Source organism: Kitasatospora sp. MY 5-36, from assembly GCF_001182915.1.
Classification (GTDB): domain Bacteria; phylum Actinomycetota; class Actinomycetes; order Streptomycetales; family Streptomycetaceae; genus Kitasatospora.
The window spans coordinates 12283-35947 of the sequence record NZ_LFVW01000050.1 but is presented as its reverse complement, the minus strand read 5'-3'; the positions used below and the strand labels follow the sequence as shown (position 1 = coordinate 35947).

At 73.7% G+C, this 23665-nt stretch carries 18 protein-coding genes; 10 read left to right on the top strand and 8 right to left on the bottom strand.

Going from position 1 to position 23665, the window contains the following annotated elements; all coding sequences use genetic code 11:
* The 6 genes from AE652_RS04770 to AE652_RS04745 form a co-directional block, all read left to right on the top strand.
* On the top strand, positions 1-432 hold a 432-nt coding region (locus AE652_RS04770; RefSeq protein WP_049649856.1), incomplete at its 5' end, for an agmatine deiminase family protein.
* Positions 433-469: 37 nt separating this feature from the next.
* On the top strand, positions 470-1237 hold the full coding sequence (ureA, locus tag AE652_RS04765; protein WP_082345246.1) for an urease subunit gamma: 768 nt from the start codon (positions 470-472) through the stop codon (positions 1235-1237).
* The gene (locus AE652_RS04760) at positions 1234-2943 is read left to right on the top strand and encodes an urease subunit alpha (RefSeq protein ID WP_049649855.1); all 1710 of its coding nucleotides are present in this window, start codon (positions 1234-1236) and stop codon (positions 2941-2943) included. Before ureA ends, AE652_RS04760 begins: the two co-directional genes overlap by 4 nt.
* Positions 2944-3136: 193 nt before the next feature.
* Entirely contained in the window at positions 3137-3532 is a 396-nt protein-coding gene (locus AE652_RS47875; protein ID WP_049649854.1) for a cytochrome P450, read from the top strand.
* On the top strand, positions 3481-4167 hold the full coding sequence (locus tag AE652_RS43735) for a cytochrome P450 (RefSeq protein ID WP_234348230.1): 687 nt from the start codon (positions 3481-3483) through the stop codon (positions 4165-4167). The genes AE652_RS47875 and AE652_RS43735 overlap by 52 nt, the downstream gene beginning before the upstream one ends.
* Positions 4168-4348: 181 nt before the next feature.
* Entirely contained in the window at positions 4349-5476 is a 1128-nt protein-coding gene (locus tag AE652_RS04745; protein WP_049649852.1) for an NADH:flavin oxidoreductase, read from the top strand.
* Positions 5477-5562: 86 nt separating this feature from the next.
* Here AE652_RS04745 and AE652_RS04740 read toward each other — a convergent pair whose 3' ends face one another.
* Both AE652_RS04740 and AE652_RS04735 read right to left on the bottom strand, forming a co-directional pair.
* Complete coding sequence (locus AE652_RS04740) at positions 5563-7005, bottom strand: carboxylesterase/lipase family protein (RefSeq protein WP_049649851.1); 1443 nt, start codon at positions 7003-7005, stop codon at positions 5563-5565.
* A gap of 103 nt (positions 7006-7108) precedes the next feature.
* Positions 7109-8062: an MBL fold metallo-hydrolase gene (locus AE652_RS04735; protein ID WP_049649850.1), complete on the bottom strand. Its 954-nt coding sequence runs from the start codon at positions 8060-8062 to the stop codon at positions 7109-7111.
* Between the two features lie 186 nt (positions 8063-8248).
* Here AE652_RS04735 and AE652_RS04730 point away from each other — a divergent pair, with 186 nt between their 5' ends.
* Entirely contained in the window at positions 8249-9193 is a 945-nt protein-coding gene (locus AE652_RS04730; RefSeq protein WP_082345243.1) for a helix-turn-helix domain-containing protein, read from the top strand.
* Positions 9194-9208: 15 nt separating this feature from the next.
* On the opposite strand, the gene AE652_RS04725 is transcribed toward AE652_RS04730, so the two are convergent.
* Positions 9209-9412, bottom strand: coding sequence for a cold-shock protein (locus AE652_RS04725; protein WP_049649849.1), 204 nt, complete (start codon positions 9410-9412; stop codon positions 9209-9211).
* A gap of 505 nt (positions 9413-9917) precedes the next feature.
* Here AE652_RS04725 and AE652_RS49415 point away from each other — a divergent pair.
* The 3 genes from AE652_RS49415 (at position 9918) to AE652_RS04715 (ending at position 12855) form a co-directional block, all read left to right on the top strand.
* Entirely contained in the window at positions 9918-10061 is a 144-nt protein-coding gene (locus tag AE652_RS49415; protein ID WP_369808267.1) for a hypothetical protein, read from the top strand.
* A 362-nt stretch (positions 10062-10423) separates the two neighbouring features.
* Positions 10424-11470 carry a YncE family protein gene (locus AE652_RS04720; RefSeq protein WP_107086367.1) on the top strand — a complete coding sequence of 349 codons (1047 nt, stop codon included), beginning with the start codon at positions 10424-10426 and terminating at the stop codon, positions 11468-11470.
* Positions 11471-11664: 194 nt separating this feature from the next.
* Entirely contained in the window at positions 11665-12855 is a 1191-nt protein-coding gene (locus AE652_RS04715) for a CapA family protein (protein WP_049649847.1), read from the top strand.
* A 141-nt stretch (positions 12856-12996) separates the two neighbouring features.
* Here AE652_RS04715 and AE652_RS04710 read toward each other — a convergent pair whose 3' ends face one another.
* From AE652_RS04710 to AE652_RS04690, 5 genes are all read right to left on the bottom strand, one after another.
* Positions 12997-14991: an alkaline phosphatase family protein gene (locus AE652_RS04710; RefSeq protein ID WP_049649846.1), complete on the bottom strand. Its 1995-nt coding sequence runs from the start codon at positions 14989-14991 to the stop codon at positions 12997-12999.
* Between the two features lie 456 nt (positions 14992-15447).
* A complete protein-coding gene (locus AE652_RS04705; protein ID WP_049649845.1) occupies positions 15448-16674 on the bottom strand; it encodes a TIGR02679 family protein in 1227 nt (408 codons plus the stop codon).
* Positions 16671-20756, bottom strand: a complete 4086-nt coding sequence (locus AE652_RS04700) for a TIGR02680 family protein (RefSeq protein ID WP_049649844.1) — start codon at positions 20754-20756, stop codon at positions 16671-16673. Before AE652_RS04700 ends, AE652_RS04705 begins: the two co-directional genes overlap by 4 nt.
* A gap of 16 nt (positions 20757-20772) precedes the next feature.
* On the bottom strand, positions 20773-21987 hold the full coding sequence (locus AE652_RS04695; protein ID WP_049649843.1) for a TIGR02678 family protein: 1215 nt from the start codon (positions 21985-21987) through the stop codon (positions 20773-20775).
* 19 nt (positions 21988-22006) lie between these two features.
* Positions 22007-23521 carry a TIGR02677 family protein gene (locus AE652_RS04690; RefSeq protein WP_199823043.1) on the bottom strand — a complete coding sequence of 505 codons (1515 nt, stop codon included), beginning with the start codon at positions 23519-23521 and terminating at the stop codon, positions 22007-22009.
* Positions 23522-23665 lie beyond the last annotated feature (144 nt).

Here is a 23665-nt window from a genome sequence, read left to right as displayed (position 1 = left end):
GGCAAGGACATCACCGACGCCCACGTCGACTGCCTCGCCCGCTTCGCCGCCCCCGGCGTCGTCTTCCTGGACCGCGCCTTCCCCGGCACCCCGCCCGACGTCTGGTCCCGCTCCGCCGACCAGGCCCGCGCCGTCCTCGCCGAGGCCACCGACGCGACCGGCGGGAAGCTCAAGGTCGTCGAGATCGGCCAGCCCGACCCGGACCGGATCACCGGCCGCGGCGACGCCTTCGTCTCCTCGTACATGAACTTCTACATCGGCAACAAGGGCGTCTACCTGCCGCTCTTCGGCGACGCCAAGGCCGACGGCCACGCCCAGGAGGTCTTCCGGGAGCAGTTCCCGGACCGCGAGATCGTCCCCGTGAAGATCGACACCATCGCCTCCGGCGGGGGCGGCATCCACTGCTCCACCCACGACCAGCCGGCCGGCTGACCCCCGCCGCCCCGCACCGAGGGAGAAGGGAACCCCCGTGCAGCTGACCCCCACCGAACGCGACCGGCTGCTGATCTTCACAGCAGCCGAACTCGCCCGCGCCCGCCGCGCCCGCGGCCTGCGGCTCAACGTCCCCGAGGCCACCGCGCTCGTCTCGGACACCGTCTGCGAGGCCGCCCGCGACGGGCTGCGCCTGGCCGAGGCCGTCGCGCGCGGCCGCTCCGTCCTCTCCCCCGCCGACGTCCTGCCCGGCGTGGCGGACCTCGTCACCGAGATCCACGTCGAGGCCGTGTTCGAGGACGGCACCCGGCTCGCCGTCATCGCCGACCCGTTCGGCGGCGGCGCCCTCGGCGAGGCCGCACCCGGCGCCGTCCTCACCGACGGCGACGCCGCGACCGGACCGGAACCCGTCCGCACCATCGCCGTGCGCAACACCTCCGGGGTGCCGGTCTCGGTCACCTCGCACTTCCACTTCTTCGAGGCCAACCCGCGGCTGGCCTTCGACCGGGCCGCCGCCTACGGGATGCACCTGGCCGTGCCGGCCGGCTCCTCGGTGCGCTTCGACCCGGGCGCCACCGTCGAGGTCGGCCTGGTGCCGATCGGCGGCGAGCGGGTCGCGATCGGCTTCGCCGGGCTGGTCGACGGACCGCTGGACTCGCCCCGGGTGCGGCGCGAGGCGCTGCGCCGGGCCGCCGAACAGGGCTACCTCGGAGCGGCCGACGAAGGACTGGCCGGCGCGGGAACGGTCGACGGCGGAGCGGCCGACGAAGGACTGGCCGGCGAAGGACAGGAGCAGCACCCGTGAGCAGCAGCATCGACGCGTCCGAGTACACGGCCGTGCACGGCCCGCGCGCCGGGGACCGGGTCCGGCTCGGCGACAGCGGACTGATCGTCCGGGTCGAGTCCGACTCCCAGGCGCCCGGCGACGAGTTCCTGGCCGGCTTCGGCAAGACCGCCCGGGACGGCCTGCACCTCAAGGCCGCCGCCGTCCGGGACACCTGCGACGTGGTGATCAGCAACGTCCTGGTGATCGACGCGATCCAGGGCATCCGCAAGACCTCGATCGGCATCCGGGAGGGCCGGATCGCCTCGATCGGGCGGGCCGGCAACCCGGACACCCTGGACGGCGTGGACGTGGTGGTCGGCACCGGGACGGCCATCGTCTCCGGCGAGGGCCTGATCGTCACCGCCGGCGCCATCGACACCCACGTGCACCTGATGTCCCCGCGGATCATGGAGGCCTCGCTGGCCTCCGGTGTCACCACCATCATCGGCCAGGAGTTCGGCCCGGTCTGGGGCGTCGGCGTCAACTCCCCCTGGGCGCTGCGGCACGCCTTCAACTCCTTCGACGCCTGGCCCGTCAACATCGGCTTCCTGGGCCGCGGTTCGTCCTCCCACCCCGCCCCGCTCGTCGAGGCCCTCGCCGAGGGCGGAGCCTGCGGCTTCAAGGTGCACGAGGACATGGGCGCGCACACCCGCGCCCTGGACACCGCGCTGTCCGTCGCCGAGGCCCACGACGTCCAAGTCGCCCTGCACACCGACGGGTTGAACGAGTGCCTCTCGGTCGAGGACACCCTGAAGGTGCTCGAAGGCCGGACCATCCACGCCTTCCACATCGAGGGCTGCGGCGGCGGACACGTCCCCAACGTCCTCAAGATGGCGGGCGTGCCGAACGTCATCGGCTCCTCCACCAACCCCACCCTCCCCTTCGGCCGGGACGCGGTCGCCGAGCACTACGGCATGATCGTCTCCGTCCACGGGCTCAAGACCGACCTGCCCGGCGACGCCGCGATGGCCCGCGACCGCATCCGGGCCGGCACCATGGGCGCCGAGGACGTGCTGCACGACCTCGGAGTCATCGGCATCACCTCCTCCGACGCCCAGGGCATGGGCCGGGCCGGCGAGACGGTGCGCCGCACCTTCGCGGTGGCGGGCAAGATGAAGGCCGAACGCGGCCCGCTGGAGGGCGACGGCCCGGACGACGACAACCAGCGCGTGCTGCGCTACATCGCCAAGCTCACCATCAACCCGGCCATCGCCCACGGCCTCTCCCACGAGGTCGGCTCGATCGAGGTCGGGAAACTCGCCGACCTCGTCCTGTGGCGCCCGGCGTCCTTCGGCGCCAAGCCCCAGCTGGTCCTCAAGGCGGGCTTCCCCGCCTACGGCGTCACCGGCGACCCCAACGCCGCCACCGAGACCTGCCAACCCCTCGTCATGGGGCCCCTGTTCGGCGCCCACGGCGCCACCCCCGCGGACCTCTCCGTCGCCTTCACCAGCCGCGCCGCCGCCGAGTCCGGCACCCACGCCCGCCCGTACGACACCATGACCACCCGCCGCCGCCGCGTCGCCGTCCGCCACACCCGCGGCATCGGCCCGGGCGACATGGTCCGCAACAGCCGCCTCGGCGAGGTCCTCGTCGACCCGCGCGAAGGCCTCGTCACCCTCGACGGCACCCCCCTGCGGTCCGACCCCGCCGAGGAGGTCCCGCTGAACCGCCTGTACTTCCTCTGATTCCTCTGATTCCTCTACCCGTCGACCGGGGCGGGCCGGTGGACTCCTCGCCGGTCCGCGCGCGGCCCACCGGGGCGAGCCGGCCTCCGCCCCCGCGCGCCGCGCAGTCCACCAGCGCGCCCCGGCGCGAAGGGTTCGCAGGAGGTGCACCGGGCCGCAGACTGTGTCCCGACCCCGCACCGGAGGAACGACGATGCCCACCGCCAGCCGGCCGCCGGCCCCTCCCGTCGCTCCCGGGCGGCTCCCGCTGATCGGCCACGCCCTGGAACTGTGGCGGCGTCCGCTGGAGTTCCTCGGCAGCCTCACCGCCTACGACCGGATCGTGGCCGCCCACCTCGGCCCGAAGCCGAGCTACGTACTGACCAGCCCGGAGCTGGTCCACCGCGTACTGGTCACCGACGCGGCGAGCTTCGCCAAGGGCCGCTCCTTCGACAAGCTCCGCCCCTACCTCGGGAACGGACTGGCCACCTCCCAGGGCCCCCTCCCAGGGCCCCCTCCACCTCCGACAACACCGACGGCACGGGCGAGCGGCCGGACCTGCTGTCGACGCTCCTCCAGGCCCGGGACGCCGACAGCGGCGAGGCCATGACCGACCGCCAGCTCCACGACGAACTCATCACCCTGCTGGTCGCCGGCACGGAGACCGCCGCAGGCGGTCTCGCCTGGCTCTTCCACGAGTTGGGCCGGCACCCGCTCGTCGACCAGCGGCTCCACCAGGAACTGCGGGACCACGTCGCCCTTCCCCTCGGCCCCGAGCGGCTGGCCCGGCTGGAGTACACGCGCCGCGTCGTCGACGAGGCGCTGCGCGTCCGCAACCCCGGCGGCATCACGATCCGCCGCGCGACCACCGACGTCGAACTCGGCGGCTACCGCTTCCCCCGAGGCACCGAGTTCATCTTCAGCGCCCTGGTCCTCCACCGGAATCCTCGTTACTTCCCCCACCCCCTGCGGTTCGACCCCGACCGCTGGCTGCCCGACCGGCCCCCCGTCCCGCGCGGCGCGTTCGTCCCCTTCGGCGCCGGCAGCCACCTGTGCATTGGCGAGTCCTTCGCCCGCACCGAGATGATGACCGTGGTCGCGGCCGTCGCGGGCCGCTGGCGGCTGGCGCCCGTCCCGGGAGCGCGGGTACGGGGCGTCATGACCAGCACCAACCGTCCCGAGAACCTCCTGATGACGGCGGAACCGCGCACGGACCCGTCCGGGAACCGCCCGGCCGGGCCCTGACCGGTGCCGGGAGCCGTCGAGAGGCCCCGTCCCGGGGCCCGCGACGGACCGTGGCGCGGATCACAGCGGACTTCGCGCGGACGGTGAAATGCGGGAGCCGCCAAGGCGGTTGGCACGGGCGAACGATCACCGTCACCGCCCTGGCGGCCGCCACCGCCACCGCCGACCGCGAGGAATCCTCATGACCGTCACCGAGCCCGCCGCCTCCCGCGCGGCCGACCTCCTGTCCCGGCCCGTCACGATCAACGGGCTGACCGTGCCCAACCGGATCGTGATGGCGCCGATGACGCGCTCGTTCTCCCCGGGCGGCGTGCCCGGCGAGGACGTGCGCTCGTACTACGCCCGCCGCGCCGCCGCGGGCGTCGGCCTGATCGTCACCGAGGGGACGTACGTCGGCCACGAGTCCGCCGGCCAGAGCGACGCCATCCCGCGCTTCCACGGCGAGGAGCAGCTGGCCGGGTGGGCCCGCGTCGCCGAGGACGTCCACGCGGCGGGCGGCACCATCGTGCCGCAGCTCTGGCACATCGGCATGGCGCGCAAGCAGGGCGACCCACCGTTCGCCGACGCCCCCGCCGTCGGCCCGTCCGGCATACGGCTGGACGGCACCGAGGGAACGGGGCGGGCGATGACGCGGGCCGACCTCGACGCCGTCATCGGGGCGTTCGCCGAGGCCGCCGCGGCCGCCGAGCGGATCGGCTTCGACGGCGTCGAGCTGCACGGCGCCCACGGCTACCTGCTCGACCAGTTCCTGTGGGCCGGCACCAACCGCCGCACCGACGCCTACGGCGGCGACCCGGTCGCCCGGACGAGGTTCACCGCCGAACTCGTCGCCGCCGTGCGCGAGGCCGTCTCCCCCGGGTTCCCGGTGATCTTCCGTTACTCGCAGTGGAAGCTGGAGAACTACGACGCCCGCCTCGCCGAGACCCCGCAGGAACTGGAGGCGATCCTCACCCCGCTCGCCGAGGCCGGCGTCGACGCCTTCCACGCCTCGACCCGCCGCTACTGGGTCCCCGAGTTCGACGACTCGGACCTCAACCTGGCCGGCTGGACCAGGAAGCTCACCGGCCACCCCGCCATCACCGTCGGCTCGGTCGGCCTCGACGGCGACTTCATGCGCGCCTTCGCGGGCCAGGGCTCCGGGGTCCAGGGCCTCGACAACCTGCTCGACCGGCTGGAGCGCGACGAGTTCGACCTGGTCGCCGTCGGCCGCGCCCTCCTCCAGGACCCGCAGTGGGCCGCCAAGGTCCTCTCCGGCCGCTTCGCCGACCTGCTCCCGTACGACGCCGCCGCGAGCCGCACCCTGAGCTGACCGCCACGGGCCGACCGGGCCCGGCCCGTACCGCTGCGCTCGCGGTGCGGGCCGGGCCCGGTCGGCGGAGGCCCTCGGTGACCCGCTCAGCCGCCGAGGGCCTCCGCCACGGGCTGCCGCGGGTCGTAGGCGGCCCAACCCGGGTCCCCGGTCCCGGCGAACGCGACCCAGGCACCGTGCACCCGGGCGGCGAGTCCGGCCGGGGCGGGGTCGGGGCCGAGCAGGCCGGTGTCCCCGTGCAGCCAGGGCTCGTCGGCGAGGTCGAACACGAAGGGCAGCTCGACGGTGTGGGCGGCGCCGAGCCGCCCGTCCAGGGCCGTCGAGCGGTACCCGAACGAGTAGCGGTACGTGCGGCGGCCGCCCGAGATCCGGGCGTGGGCCTCCGCCATGCGCGTCGTCCCGGCCTCGAACAGGGCGTGCGCGAGCACGGCTGAGCGCAGTTCGCCCGGCGTGGCGCCCGGCCGCGCCGCCCGCAGGGCGGAGAGGACGGCCGCCGGATCCGCCAGCAGTCCGCCGGCGACGGCGTGGAGGTCGGCCTCCGTGGTGGACTCCAGCTCCCCCTCGGGCACGAGGTAGAGGTTCGCCTCCTCGGTGTTGGTGCCGATGAGCAGGTCGACGTCGCGGGCCGGGCCGTCCGCGAGGGCGTCCGCGGGCTGGACCGGCAGGACGAGGCCGAGCGGGCTGAGCCCGGCCAGCGGGTCGGTGGCGGTGTCCGTCCGCAGGTCGAGGCCGAGCAGCGCGGGCAGGACCGTCAGCAACCGCTCGTCCGGGATCGGGGCGAACGCCTCGGCGGTCGCTTCGACGCCCAGCGCGGCGGCCGCGACGGCGGTGACCCGCCCCGCCTGCTCCGGGGTGAACGCGCCGGTGCCGCTGCCGCTCTGCACGATCGCCCGCCGGAACAGCCCGTCGGCCTCCGGCGCCGCCAGCAGCGCGCAGACCAGCGTCGCGCCCGCGGACTCCCCGAAGACGGTGACGTTCCCCGGGTCGCCGCCGAACGCCGCGATCGTGTCCCGTACCCAGCCGAGTGCGGCGAGCACGTCGAGCAGCCCCCGGTTGGCCGGGGCGCCCGGCAGGTCGAGGAACCCGGGGATGCCGAGGCGGTAGTTCACCGTCACCAGGACGACGCCGTCGCGGGCGAACGCGCCGCCGTCGTAGAGGGCGGCGCGGTTCGAGCCGGTGATGAACCCGCCACCGTGCACGAACACCATGACCGGGCGCCTGCCGCCGTCGGCCGCGGGCGTGTGGACGTCGACGGCCAGGTACTCCGCACCGGGCGCCCAGCCGGGCCCGAAGTAGGGGCTCACGTCGAGCCGGTCGAAGGCGCGGACCGGCTGCGGGGCCGTCGGCGAGGGCCGCGTGCCGTCGCGGACGCCGGACCAACCCGGGTGCGGTACGGGCGGGGCGAAGCGGCCGGCGCCGGTCGGTGCCGCCGCGTACGGCAGGGCGCGGTAGCGCTCGCCGGACCCGTCCCGGACGCCGCGCACGGCTCCTGCCGGGGTTTCGACGACCGGATCTGCCTGTCGGGGCATGGGAAACGATTCCTCTCTGACGGTTCTGGAGCTCTCAGGCCGTGCTGGGGCCGACGTACCGGCGGAGCGGGCGCGTCGGCGGATCAGGCGGATGACCGGATCATCAGGAGATGCGGGAGAAGCCCGCCCACTCCCTGATCGCGAACGTCGACCCGTTGCGCGCGACCTCCACCGCGCCCCGGCCGCCGAAGTGCGCCGGGAAGAGCAGCGCACGGTGCTCGGCGGCCTGGCCGAGCAGCCGGTGCCGGGTGGCGCGGGACAGCGCCGGGTCCTCGCAGAAGCAGGAGTTGGTGTCCGGTTCGGCGATCTGGAACGGGCTGTGCACCAGGTCCCCGACGAACAGGGCCTGCTCACCGCCGGACTCCAGGGTGAGCACGGACGAGCCGGGGGTGTGCCCGGGCGCGAGGTCGAGCCGCAGGTTCCGGTCGATCCGGTACGTGCCCTCCCACAGCCGCGTCAGTCCCGCCCGGTGGACCGGCGCGACGCTGTCCTCGAAGACGTTCTGGTTCCCGCGGCCGAGCACGCTGCGGTGCCCGTTGGCCGGGTCCCAGAACTCGAAGTCCCGCCGGGTCATCAGGTACCGGGCGTTGGGGAAGGTCGGCACCCAGGTCCGGCCGTCGAGGCGGGTGTTCCAGCCGACGTGGTCGACGTGCAGGTGGGTGTTGACGACGAGGTCGACGTCCTCGGGCCGCACCCCGGCGGCGGCGAGGTTCTCGAGGTAGTCCGTGTCCAGGTGGTTCCAGACCGGCGCGTGGGGCCGGTCCTTGTGGTTGCCCGCCCCGGTGTCGACCAGGATCGTGCGCCCCTCGCTGCGCAGCAGCCAGGACTGGACCGCGGTACGGCACTCGTCCGTCGCCGGGTCCCAGAAGTCGGGCGCCAGCCAGTCGCGATGCCGCTCCCACGAGCCGTCGGGGCCGGCCGGGCCGTTCGGGCCGTTCGTGCTGCCGGGGCTATCTGGGAAGAACCGGCCCGGAGACAGCCCGGCCGAGCCGTAGAACTCCTTGATCCGGGTGACGGTGACGTCACCGAGGGTGATCTGCTCCGGGTTCCGCCGCATGGGCTCCCCTCCTCGGGTCCGGGGCACGCGGTCGACCGTCCGCCGACCGCTCCCGACCGTTTCCGGTCGGGACCGAGCCTGGCCCCTCCGAGCGGCACCGACCAGCCCCCGCTCGTCCTACCCCGGCCCGTCCTACCCCTCACAGGGTGTGGCTGGGACCGCTCCGGGCGCCGAATACTGGGGGGCATGAACGGACCCGGCCCGCTCGGCGCCTTCCTCAGAGCCCGACGGACGCGGCTGCACCCCGAGGACGTCGGCCTGCGCGAACTCGGGCCCCGCCGTCGGGTGGCCGGGCTCCGGCGCGAGGAGGTGGCCCAGCTGGCGGGCGTCAGCGTCTCGTACTACACCCGGCTGGAGCAGGGCCTGTCCCGCGGGGCGTCGGCCGAGGTGCTCGACGCGATCGCCCGCGCGCTCCTGCTCGGCGACCACGAGCGCGAGCACCTCGACCGGCTCGCCGTCGCCGCCCGCCACACCCCCCGGGTGCGCCGGCCGCGACCCGAGCGGCTCGCGGACGAGACCCGCGACCTGCTCCGCGCGGTCGACGGCGTCCCGGCCGTGGTGCTCGGCCGCCGTACGGACGTGCTGGCCTGGAACACCCTCGGGCACGCCCTGCTGGCCGGCCACGTTGACGTCCACGGCCCGGACGACCCGGCGCGACGCCCGAACCTGAGCCGGATGCTGTTCCTGGACGCGCACGCCCGGGAGCTGTACGTGGACTGGCAGCACAAGGCGCGCACGGTGGTCGGCAGCCTGCGCGCCACCGTCGGCAGGCACCCCGAGGACCCGCTGCTGGCCGAGCTGATCGGCGAACTGACCATGAAGAGCCCGGAGTTCGTCGCGCTGTGGGGCGACCACCGGGTGGCGCCGTGCGACACCCGCTCCTACCGGCTGCACCACCCCGTCGTCGGCGCGCTCACCGTGACGCAGCAGATGCTGTCGATCGCCCGCTCACCCGATCAGGTGCTCGTCGTCTGCACCGCCCCCGCCGGTTCCCCCTCCGAGGCGGCCCTCGCCCTCCTCACCCGGGCCGGCGTCGGCGGCGGGGTTCCGCGGAGCAGCGGTCCGCCCCGGAACGGCAAAGGGCCCGCACCGTGCGTGACGCACGGTGCGGGCCCCTGTCTGCCGGGCTAAAGCGCGGCAGGGAAATTACAGCGGGCGGATGTTCTCGGCCTGCGGGCCCTTCTGGCCCTGCGTGACGTCGAACTCGACCTTCTGACCCTCGAGCAGCTCGCGGAAGCCCTGGGCGACGATGTTCGAGTAGTGGGCGAACACGTCAGCGCCGCCGCCCTCCTGCTCGATGAAGCCGAAGCCCTTTTCCGCGTTGAACCACTTCACGGTGCCAGTAGCCATGAGAAATCTCCTTCGAGAGACTGTGCGAAGTCTGCACCATGCAGACATTCGAGTCGCCGCGATGAGAACCCGCCGGAAAGAGCCGGTAAAACAAAAAATGCGCCCGCAACAATAAGCAGGCGCACACAAAGTTCATGGGAACCACAACTGCAACTAAGAAGAGCTTAGCAGACTCCGGCCCGCCGGCGCGGATTTTCACTCGTCTATTTTTTTCCCGCCCTCCCGGGCGCGACCGTCTCGCCCCGAAAGCGACAGCAACGATCGATTCCCACACCGGAGTTGGCGACACCGGACCCCGCGCCGCCCCGGTCATGATTTTTTCGCCACGCCCAGGGGGCGAGTCGCCCCGGGGACACCCGGCAACGGATTCACACCCTCCGGAACGGCCCGTTCCGTCGATTTTCGGAGCATACTGACCGGGATGAGGAAAACACCGGCAGTCCGACGCCCCCTGCCCACCAGCCCCTTCAAACCCCGGCCCGACGCACCGCCCAAGCTATTCGCGGTGGGCGACCGCGTGAGCCACGACAAGTATGGTCTCGGCCGCGTCCTCGCGGTGGAGGACGGAGCCTACGCGGCCGTCCTCGTCGACTTCGGCACCCGACAGGAGCGGATCGCCCCACCGTACGCCGCCTTGTTCACACTCTGACCGGCACACCCGCGGCCCTACCGTCACCGCTCCGGGGCGCATGCCGGAGCCCGATCGGCCGCTCACCTGGGTCCGGCCACCCGGCCGGACGCCAGGCGTTTCGTGATGCGTCGACGCGCCCGGCCCGCAGCCCGGTTCCGCACCACGCCCGGGCCACGCCCGGGCCCGCACCCGCACCCGCACCCGTGAGGCGGCCACCCGGCGGCCCCGGCCACCCGCACGGCCCCGCGGACGGCTTCGGATTTTGGACTAGACCAATACCGATCCGGTCAACTCCTCCACGCCCCGTCCACGCGCCCTCCCCTCCCCCGTAGCGTGTCCACGCCTCGCACAGCGCGAGGACACCGTCCGGGGAGATCTCCATGAACTCGCTTACGGGTACGGCTCGTTGGACCACCGCCCTCGCGGCATCAGTCACGCTCCTGTGCGCCGTGCCGGCCGGCGCCACGGCCGGCACCGCCGGCACCGCCGACACCGCCGTCGGCTGGCGGGCGCTCGGCATCGCCGTCAGCTCCGACGGCAACCGCGCCTACGTCGTCGCCGAGGACCACGTCGGCACCGGCTACCCCACCCTCCTGCGCACCGTCGACACCCGCACCCGCACGGTCGTGGCGCAGACCCTGCTCAGCCAGGACGGCACCGCCGGCCGGCCCGCCCTCAGCCCCGACGGCAACCGGATCTACGTCCTCGCCGCCGAGCAGCTGCTGGTCGTCGACCTCGCCACGAACACCGTGCTGTCCCGCACGCCCGTCGACCGCCCGCGCGCACTCGCCGTCAGCGCCGACGGCTCCCGGGTGTTCGTGACCCAGCAGGGCACCGCCGGCCCCGGCCGGGTGCTGGTCTTCGACACCTTCACCCGTTCCTTCACCGGCGCCGTCCCGCTGGGCGACCCCGACGTCGACGGGATCGCCCTCCACAACGGCGGCGCCGACGCCTACGTCGCCACCGGCGCGGGCGTCGTCCACCTCGACCTGACCGCTCCCGTCCCGACGGTCACCCGCACCGTCCAGCCGCTCGCCGCCGCGACCGAGGTCACCGCCTCCCCGGAGGGCACCCGCCTCTACGCCCTCGGCAGCCGGGCCGCCCAGGGCTCCGGCTACGAGCTCGACCCGTTCACCGACACGTCCCGCACCGCCTTCACCCTCGGTGGCCCGGCCACCTCCGCCGACACCCACCTGGTGGCGGTCTCCCCGGACGGCGGCCGCCTGTTCGTCCTCAAGGACGGCTGGAAGCCCTCCGCCACCGTGCTGGCCTACGACACCGCCACCAACACCGCCCTCCCGGCCGCCGACCTCACCGGCTTCGGCCTGGACGGCGTCGGCACCGCCGCCCTCGGCCCCGACGGCCACACCCTCTACCTGGCCGGTCCGCGCGGCGAAAGCAGCTACCTGAAGGCCGTCACCTTCTGACCCGCCCGCCGGGCGGGTGCGCGGCCCCGCGCCACCCCGCGCACCCGCCCGTCCACTCCCGTCCGCGCCCGTCCATGCCCGCCGACGGGTCGGTGGCCCCGTCGGGTGATCCCAGGGCGCGGGTTCCACGGCGGCCCGTCCACGACTCGCATAGTCGGACTCGTCATACCCGCCGATCGTGGGACGAGCCGACCATGCGATTTGCCTGCCGAGAGATCCTCACAGCCGCCACCGCCCTGCTGCTCTCCCTCACCGGCTGCGGGTCGCCGCAGGAACGGCAGCCCGCGCCGTCGACCCCCCGCGATCCGAGCTCCCCGGCCGCGCCCACCCCGGCGGGGCCGCGGGCGTTCACCCTCGTCGCGACCGGGGACGTCCTGCCGCACACGGAGATCATCCAGCAGGCCAAGGAGGACGCCGGGGGCAGCGGTTACGACTTCACCCGGATGCTCGCCGGGGTCAAACCGGTCATCAGCGCCGCCGACCTGGCCATCTGCCACATGGAGACGGTCTACGGCGCCGACGGCGGGCCGTTCACCGGCTACCCGTCGTTCATCTCGCCACCCCAGGTCGCCCAGGCGCTCAAGGACACCGGCTACACCTCCTGCGACACCGCCTCCAACCACACGCTCGACGGCGGCCCGGACGGCATCCGGCGCACGCTCGACGCCATGGACGCCGTCGGCCTGAAGCACACGGGCTCCGCGCGCAGCGCCGACGAGGCGGGCAGCCCCACGACGCTCACGGCGGGCGGCGCCACGGTGGCCCAGCTCGCCTACACCTACGGCACCAACGGCATCCCGCTGCCGAAGGACCGGCCCTGGGCGGTCAACCTCATCGACCGGGAGCGGATCCTCACCGACGCCCGGGCCGCCCGCGAGCGCGGCGCGGACATCGTGGTGGTCAGCCTCCACTGGGGCACCGAGTGGCAGGACACCCCGGACGAGCAGCAGCTCGCGCTCGCCCGCGACCTGGCCGCCGAGCAGAGCCCCGGCCGGCCCGACATCGACCTGGTCCTCGGCACCCACGCCCACATCCCGCAGGCCTACGAGAAGATCAACGACACCTGGACGGTCTACGGCATGGGCGACCAGCTCGCCGGCCACATGTTCAACCCCACCGGCGCGGAGGACCCCCGGGGGAACTGGAGCTCGATCGCCCGCTTCACCTTCTCCCCGCCGCCCGGGCCCGGGCAACGATGGACCGTCACCAAGGCCGAGTTCCTCCCGCAGCTGACCGACCTCGGCCCGCCCTACCGGGTCCTCGACCTGACCGAGGCCCTCCGCCACACCCCCGACCGCGCCGACTACACCCGGGCCCTCGACCACATCCGGTCGGTCGTCCTGAGCCGCGACGGCGCCTCGGCCGGGCTCACCATGGCCCCCTGAGCGGACCGGCGCCGGAACCTCCGCGAAGCCCCGGGGCGCGGCTGCTCGCGAGCAGCCGCCCGGTGGGCGGCGACCAGGTCGCGGTACCAGGCGTCCTGCGACGCTCCCATCCCCGTGAGCCACCAGCTGGGGGCCCGCCCGCTAACGGCCGTCCGGTCGGGGCGACGGTGCGGCGATGTCCGTACGGAGGCCGGCGGCGTCGAGCCGCGCGAGGACCTGGGTCAGGTAGCCGTGGGCGTCCCTGACCGTGTGGACCGAGCGGAGCTGTCGGACGATGCGCTCGCGTTCGGCGGGGTGGAGCCGGGCGTCGTGGAGCGCCGCGACCTGGAGGAAGCCCTGCAGGGTGGAGCTGATCGGCCGGTCGGCGGTGGTCCGCACTCCGACCGGCCCCTCGCCCGGCCCGACCGGTGCCCCGCCGTCGCCCTCGTCGTCGCAGGTGAACCCGGAGTCGGCCGGAGCGGGCAGGGTCAGCGAAGCGTCACCGCGCGGCTCGGCCGCGGACAGCAGGTGGAGGAAGTCATTGGCTCCGGCGTCACGCAGGGTGAGGCTCGGCAGGTGGTAGAGGCGTTCGACCGATGCCAGCAGCGATCCGTGGTCGTAGACGGTGTGGTCGATCAGGTTGCAGTTCCGGCCGTCCGGTCCGCTCGGCCGGACGGCCGGGACCCACGGCGAGACGATGACGGCGGGGACGCGGACACCGAGCCGGTCGAACCGGAAGCCGTGGCTGTTGTGCGCCGGGTCGGTCACGTCACCGGGCGGGACGGCGGCCGGCGGCTCGACATGGTCGTAGAAGCCGCCGTGCTCGTCGTAGGTGATCACCAGCAGGCTCGACTCCCAGTGCGGCGACTGCCTGATCGACTCGTAGACGTACTTGATCAGGGCCTCGCCCCGGGTGACGTCGTCGATCGGGTGCTGGCTGTTGCCGCACCGGAAGTTGCCGCCGTGGCTGAGGACGTGACCGTAGCTGGGTTCGATGAAGACGTACGAGGCGGCGAAGTCCTGATGCCGCAGATCCCCGGCGAGCTCGTCCAGGCCGTGGAAGCGCTCCAGCATGGTGGGCAGGTCCATGCCCGCCAGCGCGCTGACCTGCGGGAGGGCGTCACCCTGGTAGACCTGCCAGTCGCACCCCTTGCTGTCGAGCGCGTCGTAGATCGTGCCGTTCTCGAACTGGTAGCCGTCGACCTGCGAGGCGGCCAGTTCCAGCGGGTCCGGACTGCGGTCCAGCCCGCCCGAGGTCGCCGCGTGCAGGAAGAACCGGTTCGGCCAGGTCGGCCCCGGCAGGGCGCAGAACCAGTTGTCGCACACCGCGAACTCGCGGGCGAGCGCGCTGATCACCGGCACCTGGTCCGGGGTGAAGCACGCCATCACCGCCCCGAGGTCCGCCAGGGCCGAGGCGTCGCCCTTGGCCACGGCCTGGTTGGCGTAGTTGTCCACGAACCCCTGCATGGTGAGCGCGGGGTAGCTGCCGCCGTAGTGGCACGTGTCGTCCCTCGGTGTGCCGGTGATCGGCACCGAGGCCAGCTGGAGCTGGACGTCGCAGAACTCGTGCGGCGGGTCGACCGGCATGACGAACGGCGCGCCGGCGCGCACCGCGAAGACCTGACCGTCGTGCGTGTTCGTCAGGCTCGCCGAGGGCCCGTTGACGGTGGTCGGCGCGCCGCTCACCGCATCCACCCCGACCCCCGGCCGGAAGCCGGACCCGGCGTCGACCGTGCCGGTGGAGACGCCGAGCATGTGGTCGAACGAACGGTTCTCCAGTACCAGCACGAAGACGTGCCTGATCCGCCCCTCCGGCCGGGTGACCGGACCGAAGACGCGGCAGGGGATCCAGAGGACCAGCCACACCACGTACGCCACCGCCGTGAGGACCCAGTAGAGGACCCAGGCGAACGCGCGGCAGACCCGGTTCGCCAGCCGGTACCAGGCCTGGCCGAGCAGGTCGGCCACCCGGTAGAACACATCGCGGAACCACGAGGACGGCGCCTGGTCACCGCACCGGCCGGCACCCCGATCCGCCCACTGCGCACACCTGTCGGCCCCCTCGTCCGCCCACCGGGAACAGGCCCGGACCAGCCTCGCGCGCCACTCGTCCCGGGTGCGGGTGATCGAGTACCGGACCTCACCGCACGGCGACATCCGCCGCCTCCTGCTCCGCGGGCGACCGCAGCACCCGGCGGGTCACCGCCCGAAGCCCGGCATCGGCGAGCCTGCCGACCCGCTCCGGCCCGGGGCGTCTCCGGTGTTTCCGGTGTTTCCGGTGTGTCCGAGCGCGCTGCGCCCTCTACTGGCCTGTCCTTCCAGGCAAACACCGTTCGATGGCCCGCTCAACTCGACGGCAGCGGGCGCCCGGCCGCGGGGAAGACGGCGCGGACGACGGCGCCGACACCACCGCCGGGGGCGTTGCAGGCGGCATCGATTCGCAGGCGTAGGCCGGAGAGGGCGGGGCCAGCTCACGCGGCCAGCTCCGGGTCCGCACCCGAACCACGGCGGCCGGCAGCCCGAGCGCCTGCATCACGGTCCGGCAGAGCAGCGGCGGTGCGTCCGCCGGGTTGACGGCATTGAACCCCTCGGCCCGTCGGACAGGCTGTCATTCTATCCGTGTCGGTGGTCTGCCAAATCGTCGAGGAGAAGGTCGGCGACCACCTCTTCGACCACTGCGGTGCGCAGTTCGGCCATGGAATCGACGAGCCTCCGGTCCCACGGTGCGGGCGTCAGACGCCCCGGGTCGGGGCCCGAGGGAACCCGTGGCGCGGCGGCCCGGTAGTCGTCGGCTGCCATCCGCCAGGGGGCTGCGCCGGTCTTGGCCATGACGTGCGCCGCGATGCGGATGCCCTCGCCGTCGAAGTCGCCGTGGTAGCGCAGGGACGCGCCGTCGTCGGCGAGTCGGCGCAGCAGGTGGATCACGGCGGTGTTGGGCCAGCCGGAGGTGCAGACCAGCGGCGGGCAGTGGGGGCCGAAGCGGCGCAGGCTCAGGGCGAGCACGCTGGGGTTCTCGGTGATGTGCACGGGTCCGGTGGGACCGGTGAATTCGCCGGGTGAGCGCACTTGGGCGAGGGTGAGGCTGACGGGGTGGCCCGCTCCGGCGCAGATTCGGGAGATCTCGGCCACCGGGCCCTCTCCCCCGGGGCGGAGACCGACGGCGAGCACGGTGGCCGACAGCTCGTCGTCGGCCACGCTGGCTCGACTCCACAGTGCGCGCCGCCCTTCGGCCGTTTCGGGCATGTCAGTGCCGTACAGCACCGCCAGTGCCCGCAGGACCAGGGAGGAGAGCCGGGTCCCGTCGTCCAAGGCGTGGGAGTCGCCGTCGAGGAGGCGCGCGGCGAGGACCGGTAGCGGCTCACCACCGGCCGGGAGCGCGGCGAGGACGGTCAGCGCCGCGGCGATGAGGCCCCGGGTCCGCTCGGGTGAGCCGTCGACGAGGCCGCCGGCCCGCAGGTGGCCGACCCAGTCCAGCAGGGCCGGCTGGACGGTGACCACCTCGTGGCCGGCCAACCACGCCCACAGGGCCTCGCGTTGGCCGGTCCTGTGGTGGCGCTCGGCGGCCCGGTCGTGGATCGGGCCGAGGATCGCGGTCACCACGTCCCGGACGGGTCGGCCGCAGGCGTCCAGCACGGCACTGTCGAGCCCGGCGAGGGGGATCGTCGGTTCGGCGCCGGGGAGCCGGTCGAGCCCGAGGAGGTCGGCCAGTGCCTCCCGGCCCGCCTCGTCGAGTGCTCCGGACCGTACCCGGCTGACGGGGCGACCGGTCGAGAGACGGCCGTGAACGGCCGACCACAGGGGTCGGAGCTCGGGGAGGTCGAGGGGGTGGCGATCCGTCATGCCGGTTCTTCCGTGTCGGCTTCGTCGGGCAGCAGGTCGGTGCCCGTCCAGGTGAAACGGGCACTGGTGACGGCGTCGTCGCCGTCACCTCCGGTGATCAACTGATGGACGGCGATGCCGGAGAGCTCCCGGTAGGTGCACCATTCGTGGTCCGAGGTGAGCACCAGGTCGAGGTCGAGTGCCGCGAGGAGGCCGAAGACCTGCCCGCGGTTGACGGTGTCGACGCCGACGAAGACCTCGTCGAGCAGGATCAGCCGCGGAGACTCCGGCACCGCCTCGTAATGGGCGGCCACGGCGGCGAACAGCGGCAGGTGGAGGGCGATGGCCTTCTCGCCGCCCGAGAGCGCGCCGTGGAGCTTCTTGGTGAGCAGCTGCCACCCGGAGCCGTTGGCGCGGTCCAGTTTGACGACGAACTGGTGCCAGGCCGTGTAGTCGAGGACCTCGGCGAGCTGCTCCTCCCAGGTCGCCGCCGTGTTGCGGGTCTTCGCTTCCTCGATCCGGCCCCGGAAGAAGGCGTGGAGGGCCTCGCGGTCGGCTTCGGTGATCCGCGCCGGGTCCTTGAGCAGCAGCTCACGGGCCGTCCGGGTACCGGCCGGCAGGTCGGGGTGGATCTGCCACACCAGTCGGACGGCCACCCGCGAGGCAGTGCGGATCCCTTCGAGGTGACCGTTCATCCGCTCGACGAGTTCACCGGCCTGACGGATCCGGGAGGCGAGGTGGCGGCGCGTGTCGCCGGTGAGGGTCCGGTCGAAGAGGCCGCGTTCGGCTGCGGTGATGTCGTCCTGACCGCGGTCACGCTCACCGGTGAGGATGACGAGGAGGCCGGTCGCGCCGACCCGGATGCCGTCGACGGTGGCGGTGAGGACCTGGACGTCCTCCTCCGCTTCGAGCTCGAGGTCGGCGCGGCTGCTGAGGCTCTGGCGGGCTCGGTGGACGGCCTCGGAGAGACGGTTCAGGGAGTCACCGAGGTTCCTGGTGCCGTGCGGCAGGTCGGGCCACGCGGCAGCGGTCTCGCGCGCCGCTTCGAGGGTGGCGCGGGTGCCGTCCGCGGAGGTGAGGACGAGCCCGAGGCCCGCGTCCTCGGGGAATCCGAGGACGCACAGGCGCCGGAAGCCATGGGCGGCCTCGTTCCGGGCCTCGACGGCCCTGTCGTGCAGGGCCTCGTCCTGGGCCGCGGTGGCGCCGAGCGCACCGATGCGGCCTTCGAGCGCGAGAAGTGCCTGGGTGCCGGATTCGAGGTCGCGGCGAACGCGGTCGAGGGACTTCCGGAAGTCACTGATGCGGGCGGCCACTTCGCGGTAGTCCTCACCGACGGTGCTCTCGACCGCCCGGAGCGTGGAGCGGAGCCCACGGGCGGCGGCCTCGGCGGTCTCGGCCTCCGCCAGGCCCTCGGTCGCGGCCCCCCTCGATGCCTCGGCATGGCCGCGCGCGGAGTGCCAGGCCTGGTGGGCGGCTGTCCAGGCGAGATGGGCGTCGAGCCAGACGTCGGCCTGTTCGCGCAGCGCTTCGACGGCCGCGGCGGTCTTGTCCAGGGCGGCGCGTTCGGTCGGCAGGGCATGCTCGGCGGAGGCGACGGCGAGTGTGCGCAGCGCGTCCGCGACCGCCTTCTCCTGCCGCGCGAGCTGTTCGACGGCCTCCCGCACGGCGTCCTCCCGAGCGCCCACTTGGGACTCGGCCCGGTCCCAGCCGCCCTTGGCCTCCTCCACGTCCCGGTGGTGCGGCCGGGAGCGGAGGTCGGCTTCGAGGCGCGTCCGGCGGTCGGCGAGGGCGTGCAGCCGCGTCTCGTAGCCGACGACGGCGGTGTCGGCCTCGGCCAGTTCGGTGGTGAGTTCCGCGATCCGCCGCTGCCTGGCGCGTTCCCGGGCCGCGGCGCCGATGTGGCTGGACTCCTCCTTGGCCCAGGAGCCGACCGCCATCGCCAGCCGCCAGCTTCCGTCGGCGCCCACGACGGCCGGGTGGTCCGTCGTCAGTGCGGGGCCGTAGGCGACACCGGCAAGCAGCCGCCGCACCCGGGCGGGCGGCACCGGGCCGTCGGGTTCCGGAGCCAGGACGTCGAGCAGCGAGGGGCCGGGTGCGGGCGCGGCCGCTGCCGGATCGGCCAGGACGTCGTGCCCTGCGACGACGAGACCGCCGTCGGGGGTCATCCAGGCGTCGAGCAGGCCGGCCGCTTCGAGGGCCGCTTCGACGCCGGCCTGATCGGCGGGCGGAACGTCCGGCCGGAAGGCCAGCAGACGCCACAGTGGCGCCCCCGGCAGGACCGACCGGTCGGCCGTGCGAGTCCGTGGTGGAACCGGCGGGAGATCGGCCGCGGCCGCGATGCGTTCCAGTTCCCGGAGGACCCGGTCACGCCCGGCGCGGGCGTCGTCCCGGCCGGCGCGGGCGGTCGTCTCGTCGGCGGTGATGGAGCTCTCCGCCGCCCGGGCCGCGGCTTCGACCAGCACGAGGACATCAGTCTCGACGGCGGCACGGGACGCGAGTTCCTCGGCGTCGTCGATCGAGAGTTCCGCGCAGTCCTCCCTCGCCCAACGACGCAACAGGGCGGCGTGGGCGTCGACGGCGGCCTGGTAGGCGCGGGCGTTCCCCTCGCGCTTCGCGGTCGCCCCGGTCAGCCGTTCGCGCGCCGAATCGAGGTGCTGCTCCGCCGTCGTCCGGCCCGCGAGGAACCGTTCGTGGCGCTCGACGGCGGCTCGGACGTCGGCGATCTGGTGGTGCCGCGAGACGACCGCACCGCGCAGCAGACGGCGCGCCGTACGCCCCTGCTCCTCGTTCTCCCCCGACGGACCCGGTGCGGTGCCGAGCACCGTCTGCACCTCGGCGCAGACGGACTCCATGGCTGCTCGCCGCGCCGCGCCACGTGCCTCCTCGCGAGCGGCCCGGGTCTGTTCGGCCCGCTGTTCGGAACGCAGCCGCGCATCGTCGGCACGCCCCGCGTCCTCGTCGGCCGCCCGAACCTTCCGGTCGGCGGCGGTACGGGCCCGGGCGGCGGTCTGGTCGGCCTGCTCGCTCCTACGACGGAGCTGGTCGAGCTCCTGCCCCTGCCGGTAGACCTCGGAGTCGAGCAGCCCCTCGATGGCGCCCTCGATCTCCTGCCGCCCGTGTTCGAGTTCCTGTTGCGTCCGGTTGCTCTCGTCGCGCTCACGCACGGCTCCCGCGTGCGCCTCCCCGCTCTCCCTCGCGAGGCGGGCGAGGTTGTCCATCTCGGTCGTCGCGGAGATGAGACCGGCTGCTCCGGCACGCAGGACGCGCTGGGCGTAGCCGCGTTGCTGGTTCGCGACGGCGGTGGCCGCGGCCACCTCGTCGTCCAGTGTCTTCAGGTGTTCGCGCTGGCGGTCGAGGCGCTCGAAACCCTCGGCCAGTTCGGTGATCTCGCCCTGGCCGAGCGGGGGCAGCGCCCGCGAGAGCAGCGAGGACAGCAGCGACGGATCCAGGCGCTCCGAGAGCTTGGGGGTGCGGAGCTGGAGCAGCGCGGTGATCAGGGCGTCGAAGCGCTGCTCGCTCAGCCCGGGGAAGAGCGTGCTGCGGACCGTGTTGCGGTAGTCGGTGGGTGCCCCGTGCAACTCGCCCTGGCCGTGCAGCGCTTCGGCCAGGGCGGCGCGGGTGAGCGGCTGGCCCGCGTCGTTGACCAGGGAGAGACCGCCTGGGCGGTCGATCCGCGCGCCGGTGGTGAAGTAGTCGACGGTGACACCGGGGGTGTGCACGCTGGCCTGGAGCCTGGCGCCGCAGGTGAACCACCCGGGATCGCCGTCACCGCGGACGAACTCCAGCCACACGTACCCGACGCGGGTCTTGCCCGTGGTGCCCTCCCCCATCAGGTTCCAGTGCATGGTGCGCTCGGAGCCGCCGAAGGTGGACAGCCGGTTGGGTCGCAGGCTCGCGTCGAACAGGAACGGCAGGAGCACCTCCAGCGCCTTCGACTTGCCGGTGCCGTTCTGCCCCCGCAGGAGCAGCCGGCCCTTGTGGAAGGTGAAGGTCTCGTCGTAGTAGCGCCAGACGTTGAGGATGCCGGCCCTGGCGGGCCGCCATCGCGCGGCTGCGGCCGCCGTCGGGGGCACGGGGCTCTGCGGTGGCTGTGTCACGGTCATCGGAGGTCTTCCCTGGTCAGGTTGCGGGACCGTCGGTCACGGTGGTGCGGTACCGGAACGCCGCGGGCCGGGGAACGGTGCGGTCGCCGATCCGGCGGGCCAGGCCGAAGTCGTCGAGGACACGAAGGGCGTCGGCCGTGAGCCGCTGGGCGCCGTCCTCGGACTGGTAGCCCTTCGCCCACCGCGGGAAGCGCCGCAGCAGCGTGTTCGCCTCGGCCTCGAGCTGTTCCGGTGTCAGCCCGTCCGGGGCTGCCGTCAGCGGTTCCAGCAGGAGCAGGGCGGCGACGCGGGCCGTCGCGGAGTCGTCCGGGAAGCGGCTGTCGGTGGCGATGGCCTCCGGGTCCACGAGCAGCAGGCCGTCGGCCCGTTCCTCCAGCACGAAGCCGCCCTGCTCGGCGGCGCGCTTGACGATCTGGCGCCCCGTCGGCGAGGCCAGGTAGGCCAGTTCGTCGGCGCCGAGTTCGTCGTGGTGCAGGACGGGATCGTCGAGGAGCCGCCGGAGCACCGAGTGCCGGAGCCGGAGGTTGCGCTGCGCGTCGGAGGCGTCGGCCCCGCCGTACCGGCTCTCGCGCACCGTGCCCCGCAGGAGTTCCTCGAAGCGCAGCGGCACGTCCTGCGCCGGAACGGCCAGCCGGGACGGGCCGACGGGCGCGGCGAGCAGGCGCATCAGGACGGTGGCGTCCACGCGGTAGAGGACCTTGGCCTTCGCCGAGTCGACGAAGCTCTCCGTGACGCCGTCCACGGTGAGGAGCGCGCCGTAGGCCTCCAACAGCTTGAGCACGTCCACGAACGCCATGCGCTCGGACCTGCTCGCCGTGTCGAAGGGCGGCAGTGCCTCGTCGGTGGCACAGGCGTGGACGACCCGGTCGGCGAGCAGGCCGACCGTCGTGACCGGGACCGGAAGCAGCTCGGCCGCGACGACGCACAGCAGCGTGTAACGGCGGCGGTCGAACGGGGCCTTGCCGGACCGCAGCCGACGGGCGGGGCGCGAGGCGTCGGGCACGGTCCGGATCTTGAGCAGACGCGCATACCCCAGGCGCGGCTCCACCACCAGCTGCCAGCCGCAGTTGTAGTCGAACCACTTCGTCAGCGGATCCTGACGGCGGCGGATCAGCTCGAAGGCGGGCGGGTCACCGCGCTCGGTGATCAGCGGCAGGCCGAGGAGCAGTCTGATGCCTCGGGCTATGTCCTGCCGCTCGGCCAGGACCAGCTGGTTGGCGAGGGTGCTCATGTGCCGCTCCTGGTGGTGTTCATGCGCTGTCCTCCCGGACGACCGCCCGCAGTGCGCTCGGGCTCCGGATCTCCACCAGGTAGTCGGGCCCTTCGAACCGGCCGTGGGAGGTCCGCAGGACGGCCCGTCCGCCCTCGGGAGAAGGCCGGAGCACGATCTCCACGCGGCCGTCCGAGGTGACCGCCCGACGTGCCCCGCCGGCGTCCGGTCGTACGGCCAGCGCCCGGCCGAGGAGGTCGAGCAGCCGCTCGAAGACGGTGTGGTCCAGCACGCGGAGGTCGGAGAGCCGCACCGGGCCGTCGGTTCCCAGAACGTCCCAGGCCGCTTCGAGTTCGGCCCGCTCCTTCCGGGCCCGCTCGGCCCGGGCCGCCTTGATGCCTCCGATGTCGCGCACCTTCCCGGTGCGGGTGAACCGCTCGGTGCGGCCGCTGGTGCGCAGCAGCGCCGAGACCTCCACCGGCGGGGTCTCGGCCCAGCTGCCCGAGGAGGGCACCAACTCCGGGTCGGGGTGGGCGAGATGGGCATGTCGGGCCGACCCCAGACCGAAGGCGGCCGACCAGAGGCGGTGCAGGTCGTCCTCGGTGGGCGCGGCGGCGAACCAGCGGGCCAGCTCCCGGAAGTCCTGGACGGCGCTGGAGGAGCGGCGCCGTGACTCGGTGATCCGGTCGAGAACCTGGAGGAGCGTCACGATCGCCCGCCGCGCCACGTCGTGCAGCTGCTCCACGCGGGGCCGTGCCCCGTCGGCCGGCCGGAACCAGGACCGGAGCCCCTCCCAGCGCGCCCGGCGCCGCTCCAGCCAGGCCGGCGCGGGATCGCCGTCGGCGACCGGCGGCAGCTCGGCGCCCCGCAGCGCCCGCGCGTGCAGCAGGCTCACCCCGAGCCGCTCCACACGCTCGACGGCGGTGGCGACCGCCTGGCCCCGCTGGTCGAGGTTGACGAGGAACTCCTGGAGATAGGCCACCGTCGCGGCCTTCACCTCGCGGAAGGTCGCCAGGTCCGCACCTTCGGCGCGCAGCAGGCGCTGCAACTCGCCGTTGAACGCCTTGGTGTTGGCCAGCAGCGCCTCCAGGTGGCCCTCCAGCTCCTGCAGCGTGGTGAAGACCCGACGGTCCGAGGACGCGGAGTCGCCCAGCAGGACGTACAGCTCATCGAGCCGGTCCGTGATCGCCTCCAGCACCGCCGTCTGGAGCGCCCCCGTCGAGGCGAGGACGAACAGGGCGTGCTCGACCCCGGCGGACGCGGCCTCACCGCGTCGGGTCAGCGAGTACTGGAGGTTGCGGCGCTCGTACTCCTCGGCGGTGCGGTAGTTCTCCGCGTGGTTCTGGACGACGTCCAGCAGCTGCCACTCCCTGAGCTTGCGCAGCGCCTCCTGGAGGTCGTCGTCATGGACCGCGTCGAGCCAGCCCACCGTCCGCAGCCGGGTGCGGACCTCGTCCAGCCCGAGCGCGGTCTCCAGCCGCTCGTTGGCCGCTCCGAAGGCCTGAAGGATCGCACCGTAGAGTTCGGCCTTCTCCCCCGTCGTGAACCGGAACATCTCCGGCGGCACCCTGCGCAACCGCTGCCCTCCCCGTCTTCCGGGCACCACAGTACGCGGACGCGCCGACGCCCGACGACGCGGTTGTCGACCGGCCAGGTCGCGTGCGGCAGGTACAGCTGGTGCAGGTGCGCCCGGGCCTCC